Origin of the sequence: Ramlibacter sp. (genome assembly GCF_041916345.1) — a bacterium.
GTDB lineage: Bacteria > Pseudomonadota > Gammaproteobacteria > Burkholderiales > Burkholderiaceae_C > Ramlibacter.
In genome coordinates this window covers 19,437-27,253 of sequence record NZ_JAYRZR010000053.1, presented here as the reverse complement: position 1 = coordinate 27,253, position 7,817 = coordinate 19,437, and the positions used below count along the sequence as shown (strand labels likewise).

General features: G+C 72.4%; 6 protein-coding genes and 1 pseudogene. 6 read left to right on the top strand and 1 reads right to left on the bottom strand.

The annotated features are described in order from the left end of the window. From ACE3T5_RS14055 to ACE3T5_RS14030, 6 genes and pseudogenes are all read left to right on the top strand, one after another. Nucleotides 1-510 (top strand): annotated as a pseudogene (locus ACE3T5_RS14055) (DUF4440 domain-containing protein); the annotation flags it as partial. Between the two features lie 29 nt (nucleotides 511-539). Beyond that, nucleotides 540-1,760, top strand: a complete 1,221-nt coding sequence (locus tag ACE3T5_RS14050; RefSeq protein ID WP_374668678.1) for a L,D-transpeptidase family protein — start codon at nucleotides 540-542, stop codon at nucleotides 1,758-1,760. Then, the gene (locus ACE3T5_RS14045) at nucleotides 1,760-2,425 is read left to right on the top strand and encodes a peptidylprolyl isomerase (protein ID WP_374668677.1); all 666 of its coding nucleotides are present in this window, start codon (nucleotides 1,760-1,762) and stop codon (nucleotides 2,423-2,425) included. Before ACE3T5_RS14050 ends, ACE3T5_RS14045 begins: the two co-directional genes overlap by 1 nt. Nucleotides 2,426-2,442: 17 nt before the next feature. Next, complete coding sequence (locus ACE3T5_RS14040; protein ID WP_374668676.1) at nucleotides 2,443-2,943, top strand: peptidylprolyl isomerase; 501 nt, start codon at nucleotides 2,443-2,445, stop codon at nucleotides 2,941-2,943. An 8-nt stretch (nucleotides 2,944-2,951) separates the two neighbouring features. After that, a complete protein-coding gene (locus ACE3T5_RS14035; protein ID WP_374668675.1) occupies nucleotides 2,952-3,719 on the top strand; it encodes a UDP-2,3-diacylglucosamine diphosphatase in 768 nt (255 codons plus the stop codon). Further along, nucleotides 3,719-4,474: a zinc-dependent peptidase gene (locus ACE3T5_RS14030; RefSeq protein WP_374668674.1), complete on the top strand. Its 756-nt coding sequence runs from the start codon at nucleotides 3,719-3,721 to the stop codon at nucleotides 4,472-4,474. The genes ACE3T5_RS14035 and ACE3T5_RS14030 overlap by 1 nt, the downstream gene beginning before the upstream one ends. 102 nt (nucleotides 4,475-4,576) lie before the next feature. On the opposite strand, the gene ACE3T5_RS14025 is transcribed toward ACE3T5_RS14030, so the two are convergent. Next, nucleotides 4,577-7,300 (bottom strand): DUF349 domain-containing protein, encoded by a 2,724-nt coding sequence (locus ACE3T5_RS14025; protein WP_374668673.1) that lies wholly within the window; start codon nucleotides 7,298-7,300, stop codon nucleotides 4,577-4,579. Between the last annotated feature and the right edge of the window lie 517 nt (nucleotides 7,301-7,817).

Here is a 7,817-nt window from a genome sequence, read left to right as displayed (position 1 = left end):
GCGCCGGCTGCCGCCGCGCGCCCCGCTGCGCCGGCACCTGCCCCGGCACCCGCTCCCGCTCCCGCGGCCGCACCCGCACCAGCGGCCGCACCCGCACCGGCCGCCACCACGGCCCGCCCCGCGGCGCCCGCGCCGGCGGCCCCCGCGCCGGTGGCCGTGCCCGCGGAGACTGCCTCCAAGGAGGTCGAGGCGGCGGTCATGGCCTGGGCCAGCGCCTGGTCCGCCAAGGACATGGGCGCCTACCTGGGCGCCTACGGCCGCGACTTCGACCCGCCCGGCAACCAGTCCCGCAAGGACTGGGAGGAAGACCGCCGCGCCCGCATCGTCGGCAAGTCGCGCATCAGCGTGCGCGTGACCGACCTGCAGGTCACGGTGCAGGGCGGCAAGGCCATCGCCAAGTTCCGCCAGGCCTACAACGCCGACACGCTGAGCGTGAACAGCCGCAAGACCCTGGAACTGCAGAAGTCGGGCGACCGATGGGTGATCGTGCGGGAAAGCGTGGGCGCCTGAAGCCCGCGGCACGCCGGGTTCCAGCAAGCATGACCAGGGTCCTGCTGGCGCTGTGCTGCGCCCTCGGCCTGCTGGCCACCGCGCCGGCCGCACACGCGACGCGCAAGGCGGCGCAGCGCCAGGCGCCCGCGCCGTTGCGCGATGGCCAGGCCGAGGCCCGCCTGATCGAGATCTACCGCCTGATCGGCCAGGCCCAGACGCGCCAGGCGCTGGCGCGCGCCGAGGCCCTGGTGGCCGAGCATCCCAACTTCCAGCTGGCGCAGCTCGTCCTGGGTGATCTGCTCCTGGCCCGCCAGCAGCCGGTGCGCGCCTTCGGCGACGTGCCCGAGCCGGTGGCCCGCGCGGGCGGCCAGACGCTGGCCGAACTGCGAGAGGAATCGCTGCAGCGCCTGCGCGCCCTGCGCGAGCGGCCGCCCGAGGGCGCGCTGCCCGCGCAGTTCGTGCAGCTGTCGCCGCGCAACCGCCACGCCATCGCGATCGACACCTCGCGCTCGCGCCTGTACCTGTTCCAGAACGGCCCGCAGGGGCCCAGACTCATCGCCGACTACTACGTGTCGGTCGGCAAGAGCGGCATCGAGAAATCGGTCGAGGGTGACCTGCGCACCCCGCTGGGCGCGTACTTCATCACGGCCAACCTCGACCCGAAGACGCTGCGCGACTTCTATGGCTCGGGCGCGCTGCCCATCAACTATCCGAACCCGTACGACGTCCGTCGCGGCAAGACCGGCAGCGGCATCTGGCTGCACGGCACACCGCCGAACCAGTTCTCTCGGGCGCCCAAGGCCACCGACGGCTGCGTCGTGCTGGCCAACCCCGACCTGGAGCGCATCCTGCGCATGGTCGAGGTGCGCACCACGCCCGTGGTGATCGCCCACAGCCTGCGCTGGGTGAACCCGGCGGCCGCGGATCCGGAGCACCAGCGCTTCGCCGCCGCCCTGCAGGGCTGGCGTGCCGCCAAGTCCGAAGGCGACCTGGGCCGGCTGCTGGGCTTCTACACGCCGGATTTCTCCGCCGCCGGCAAGCCCCTGGCCGAATGGACCCCCCTGCTGCGGGTGGAGCTGTCGCGCGCACGCGGCCGCGCCATCGAGCTGAAGGACCTGTCCATCCTGCGCTGGACCGACAGCGCCGACACCATGGTCGTGACCTTCGGCGAGGTGGCCGAGGGCTCGCGCACCGGCCCCACGCGCCGCCAGTACTGGATGCGTGACGGCGGCCAATGGAAGATCTTTTACGAAGGAGTGATCGGTTGATGAATGCCCTGACCCGCCGCGCCGCCGGCCTGCTTGCCCTGGCCGCGCTGGCCACGGCCGCCCACGCCGCGGACGCCCCGCGCGTGAAGTTCGCCACCAGCGCCGGCGACTTCGTGGTGGAGGTCTACCCGGACAAGGCGCCGAAGACGGTGGCGAACTTCCTCCAGTACGTGAAGGACAAGCACTACGACGGCACGATCTTCCACCGCGTGATCGAGAACTTCATGATCCAGGGCGGCGGCTTCGACGCGAAGATGACCGAGCGCAAGACCCGCGCGCCGGTGCCGCACGAAGGCCGCGAGGCCCTGGCCAAGGGCCTGCGCAATCAGGTGGGCATGCTCGCCATGGCCCGCACGCAGGATCCGCACTCGGCCAGCGCGCAGTTCTTCATCAACGTGAAGGACAACGCCTTCCTCGACCCCACGCCCATTCCGCCCGGCGACCCGGTGCCGAAGTTCGAGTTCCAGGGCCGCACCTACGAGAACATCCCGCGCAGCCAGCTGGAGAACTCGCCCCAGCTGTTCGGCTACACCGTGTTCGGCAAGGTGGTGAGCGGCATGGACGTCGTCAACAAGATCAAGGGCGTGCCCACGGGCAACGCCGGCATGCACCAGAACGTGCCCACCACGCCGGTGATCATCCAGTCGGCCACGCTGGTCAAGTAACCCCGAAAGGAATCCCCATGTCCAACCCCCAGGTCGAACTGCACATCACCGGCCAGGGCGTCATCACGCTCGAACTCGACGCCGAGAAGGCCCCCAAGACGGTCGCCAACTTCCTCGCCTACGTAAAGAAGGGCCACTACGACGGCACCATCTTCCACCGCGTGATCGACGGCTTCATGATCCAGGGCGGGGGCTTCGCCCCCGGCATGAAGCAGAAGCCGACCGACGCCACGGTGGAGAACGAGGCCAAGAACGGCCTCAAGAACGACCGCCACACCATCGCCATGGCACGCACCGCCGCGCCGCACTCGGCCTCGGCGCAGTTCTTCATCAACGTGAGCGACAACGACGGCCTGAACCATCCGGCCCATGACGGCTGGGGCTATGCGGTGTTCGGCAAGGTCGTCGCCGGCGGCGACATCGTCGACCGCATCAAGGGCGTGCGCACCGGCCGCAAGGGCTTCCACGACGACGTGCCCGTGGACGACGTCGTGATCGAGAAGGCCGTCGCCCTCTGAGGCCGACGATGGACCCGCAGGCCGCCGAGCTGCAGGCGCCCGCGGCCTGGCGCGCGATCGACTTCCTCTCCGATCTGCACCTGCATCCCACGCAGCCCGCGACGCATGCCGCGTGGCGGGCCTGCATGGCGGCCACGACAGCCGACGCGGTGTTCATCCTCGGCGACCTGTTCGAGGTGTGGATCGGCGACGACGAGGCGGAGTCGCCCGGCTTCGCCGCCGACTGCGCCGCCGTGCTGCGCGATGCCGCGCGGGTGCGCCCGGTGTTCTTTCTTCACGGCAACCGCGACTTCCTCGTCGGCCGCCGCCTGCTCGACGCGGCCGGCGTGACGCTGCTCGAAGACCCCACCGTGCTGGCCTTCGCCGGCACCCGCTGGCTGCTCACGCATGGCGACGCGCTGTGCCTGAACGACCACCGCTACCTCGCGTTCCGCGAGGAGGTGCGGCAGCCGGCGTGGCAGCAGGCCTTCCTGGGCCAGCCGCTGGAACGCCGCCGCGCCATCGCCGAGGGCCTGCGCGGCCAGAGCGAGGACCGCAAGCGCGCCGAGGCCGGCACCTACGCCGAGATCGACCATCCGGCCGCCCTGCGCTGGCTGCAGGCGGCCGATGCCAGCGTGCTGATCCACGGGCACACGCACCGGCCCGGTGACGACTGGCTGGACGCCACGCATCGCCGCCACGTGCTGAGCGACTGGGACGCCGAAGCCTCGCCGCCGCGCCTGGAGGTGCTGCGCCTCACGGACACCGGCGCCGTGCAGCGCCTGCCCGCCATCTGATGTTCGGCTGGCTGCGCCGGCGCCGCACACGCGACATTCCGCAGTCGCTGTGGGCGGCCACGCTCGCGGACTACCCCTTCCTCGCCGCACGGCCGGAGGCCGAGGTTTCCACCCTGCGGACGCTTGCCGCGCAGTTCCTCGCCGAGAAGGAATTCCACGGTGCGCAGGGACTCGTCATCACCGACCGGATCGCGCTGGACATCGCCGCGCAGGCCGTGCTGCCGGTGCTGCACCTGGGCCTGGACTGCTACGACGATTTCGTGGGCATCGTGGTCCACCCGGATGAAGTGGTGGCGCGCCGCAGCACCACCGACGAGGCCGGCGTCGTGCACGACTGGGACGAAGTGCTCGCCGGCGAGGCCATGGAGGGCGGGCCGGTGATGCTGAGCTGGCGCGACGTGCGCGAAGCCGGCGTGGCCGCGGCGGCGGGCTACAACGTGGTGATCCACGAGTTCGCGCACAAGATCGACCTGCGCGACGGCGCCCCGGACGGCTGCCCGCCGATGCCCTCGAAGGCCGCGCGCGAGCGCTGGCTGGCCGTGCTGGAACCCGCGTACCGTGCGTTCCGCGAACAGGTGATCGTGGCCGAGCGCTTCGGCGGCGAACCGCCCTGGCTGGACGCCTACGGCGCCACGGCCCTCGACGAGTTCTTCGCGGTCGCCTGCGAGGCGTACTTCGTCAACCGCGAACGGTTCAGCACGGCGTTCCCGACGCTGGTGCCGCTGTTCGACGGGTTCTTCCTTCGGCGCCGGTAGAGGCGCACCACGGAAAGCGCTGGGGTTGCACCCCAGCCTACAAGAACCACATCGACTGCCGTATTCGTAGGCTGGGGTGGAGCGCCAGCGCAACCCCAGCGATCAGCGCCGCAGCAACGCCTTCAACGCGTTCTGCAGTCGCCGCGCATTCGCGGCGTCATACGGCGTGGCGAGCACGCGGGCCACGTCAGCGCCCCAGGTCTCCTGCGGCGCGGGCTCATGCCGGCGCGTCAGCAGCTGCAGCTGCAGCGCCCGACGCGCCGTGATCTGCTCGGCCGGCGTCGGCACATCGGCCGCGATCTCCAGACGCAGCAGCGTCGTCGCGGCGTCACCGCCGGCCGCCCCCCCGAGTGCCTGCGCCCAGGCCGTTCGCACCGGCGGGGCCACGACCTTGCCCAGCTCCTGCGCGCCTGGCAACTGATCGGCGGCCCGGTGCTCCCAGGCCGCGAGGATCTGCGTCAGCGCCTCGCCATGGGCCTGCGCCGCGAGCTTGCGCAACGCGGCCTGGGCGTGTTCCAGCGCGTCGCGCTGGGCGCGGAAGGCGGCGTCGCCCAGACGGGGGCCGCGGTCCTCGAAGCCCTCACGCCGACGGTCGTCGCGCCGATCCCCGAAGGGCCGCCGGTCATCCCCCCGCGGGCCCGCACCGGGGCGACGGTCATCGCCGCGCGGCCCGGCGCCGGGACGGCGGCTGTCGAACTTGCCCCCGCGCGCGGCGGCCGCCGGCTCGGGCTTGCGTGCACCGGGGCGGTCATCACCGCGCACGGCCACCACGGGCTTCGGCGCCGCACGCGCAGGGGCGGCGGGCTTGGCGGCCTCCGCGTCGGCCGCTTCCGCGGGCGCCGCTGCATCGCCACCGGCTCCTGCATCACCCGCTCCTGCATCAGCGGGCGCTGCTTCATCGGCCGCAGCCGGCGCAGCGGCCGGCGCCGCGGCCGCCGCAGGCGACGGTGCCCCGCCGCTGGCGCGCAAGGCCTGCTCCAGCGCCGTCATCGCGGCGCGGATCTTCTGCGCGTCGCCGGTGGCCGAAGCCTGGTCGAGCGCCTTCGAGGCCTCCAGCACGGCGCGGTCGCGCTCGCTCATGGCCGAGGCGGCCTTCTCGCGCTCGGCGCTCTTGCGCTCGAACGCCTCGTCGATGGGCTTGCGGAAGGCATCCCACAGCTTCTGTTCCTGCCGGCGGTCCAGCGGCACCGTGTGGGCCTCCGCCTGCCAGCGCTGCTGCAGCGCCTTGACCGCATCGATGCGCAGCAGGGGTGCCTCGCCCAGCACGCGGGCCTCTTCGATCAGGGCCTGGCGCCGCTCCACGCTCTGCTTCTGGGCCTGCTCCAGCGCGGCACCGGCGGCGGCCATGGCTTCCTTCCACTGCGGCTGCAGTTCGGCGAAGGCCTTCTCGCCCAGATGGCCGGCATCGCGCCAGCGATCGGCGAACTGGTGCAGGCTGCGCTGCACGGCCTTCCAGTCGGTCGACGGCTGGGCCTGCTGCGCCTCGGCAAAGGCCTTCGCCTCCGCGATCAGGGCCAGGCGGCGCGCGCGGTGCTCGGCGCTTTCGGCCTTGACCTTGTCCAGCCACTCCTGCACCACGTGATAGGCCTCGTTGCAGGCCTCGTCGAAGCGCTTCCACAGCCCGTGATTGGGCACGCCGCCCTGGTCGACCTGTTTCCACTGCTCGCGCAGCGCACGCAGCGTCTCCTGCATCTTGCGGCCCCCATAGCGCGGCTTGCGGCCGGGCGCCTCGCCTTCGGCGACGGGCGGCACGGCCTCGAACAGCGCCTCGGCCTTGCCCACCAGTTCCTGGCGCAGCTGGTCGGCGCGCCAGCGCTGCCAGCCCTCCAGCTCGCCGGCAGCGGCCAGCGCCGCGTGGGCGCGGGCCTCCAGCTTGTCGCCGGCCAGCTTGCCATGTTCCTTGAGCGCGGCGCGCAGCGCGTTGGCCGCGCCGGCACTGGCCTTGCCATGGCCCTGCCCCACCTCCTGCTCGAGGCGGTCCAGCGCCTCCGTCACGGCGGCGACGGCTCGCGCGCGCAATTCCGGGTCGACCTTGGGGCGGGCCGGGCGAGGCGCGGCCTCCTCGGGCGCGCCCCCGCGGGCCACACGCAGTTCATCGGCCCACACCGGCACCGGCGGCAGCGGCGCCTCGGCGTCGGTGGCGGCCGCCTCGGCCAGGGCCAGCGCCGACTGGAAGGCCTCCCAGACGACCTGCAGCTGGTTGCGCGAGGCCTCCAGCAGCGGGGGAAAGCGCGGGTCCACGCTGGGCCAGCCGGCGTCGTCGAGCAGCGCCTGCGCCTGGGCCTGCCACTGGGGCACGTCCGCGCGCAGCGCGTCGGCGGCCGCACGGGCATCGGTCCAGGACTTGGTGGAGAGCACCTCGATGCGCTGCGCCAGCAGCACCGCGGCCTCGCGCTGCACCTGCACCCGGGTCTGCAGGTCCTCGATGCCCTTCACCCGCTCGGCCAGCTGTGCCTTCAGGCCGGCCAGCGGCTCGCGCGACAGCGGCGCGCCGGCCTTGGCGGCGTCCCGCTGCCAGGCCATGGCATCGGCGATGTTCATGCGCGGCTGCCCCAGCAGGCTGTGACCCTTCTCGGCCCACTCGGCGGCGATGGCCTCCTGGCCCTTGGCACGCTTGATCTCGTCCAGCCGCTCGCGCAGCGCCCGCGCGGCGCCCTTGTCGCGCGCGCTCAGCTCGCGGTACACCTCCTGCATCTGCTCGGTGCCCGGCTGCGTGGCGAGCCATTCGCGCACGCGGGCGGCCCGCTCACCCGAGGTCGGTGCCGAGAAGGCACCCCCCGTCAGTTGGTCGAGGGCCTGGGTATCGGGGGACTTGGGAGCACTCACGGCGGCGGAATCGTTCGGAAGGGTGGACCCCGGGTCCGGGGCAAGCCCTCTATTCTCGCCGCGATTGCGCCAGCCCGTGCCCGGTGCCGCCATCCCGCGGCACAAATGAGAAAGCCCGGAGGTGGCCTGAAGCCGCCTGCCGGGCTGGACGGGCAGCCGCAGGCCGCGCCGTCTGGGTTCGCGAACGCGGAGAGTTGAGGTCCGCGCCGCGCAGGAGGCAACGATTGCCTCCAAGAGTGGCCGGGGCTTCGCGTGAAACGCGATCCTACCGGCAGGTGCCCGATTGCTCGGACGCCTTCAAGTTAGTGGAGGCAGGGGCCGATTGCCAATCCATCTTTTCAATAACGCCCGGGCCACTGATTGCGGCAAGTGGCTTGACAGGCGTGCAACCCGCTGACCCAGGGCGCCCCATGCCGCGCCGCTCATCCAGTTAGACATCGGCGTCCAGTCGGCGGGGCTGTCAGCTCGGGCTGGGTGGGAATTGGCCGATTGCTCTCATTTTGAGAGCTGTGACTGC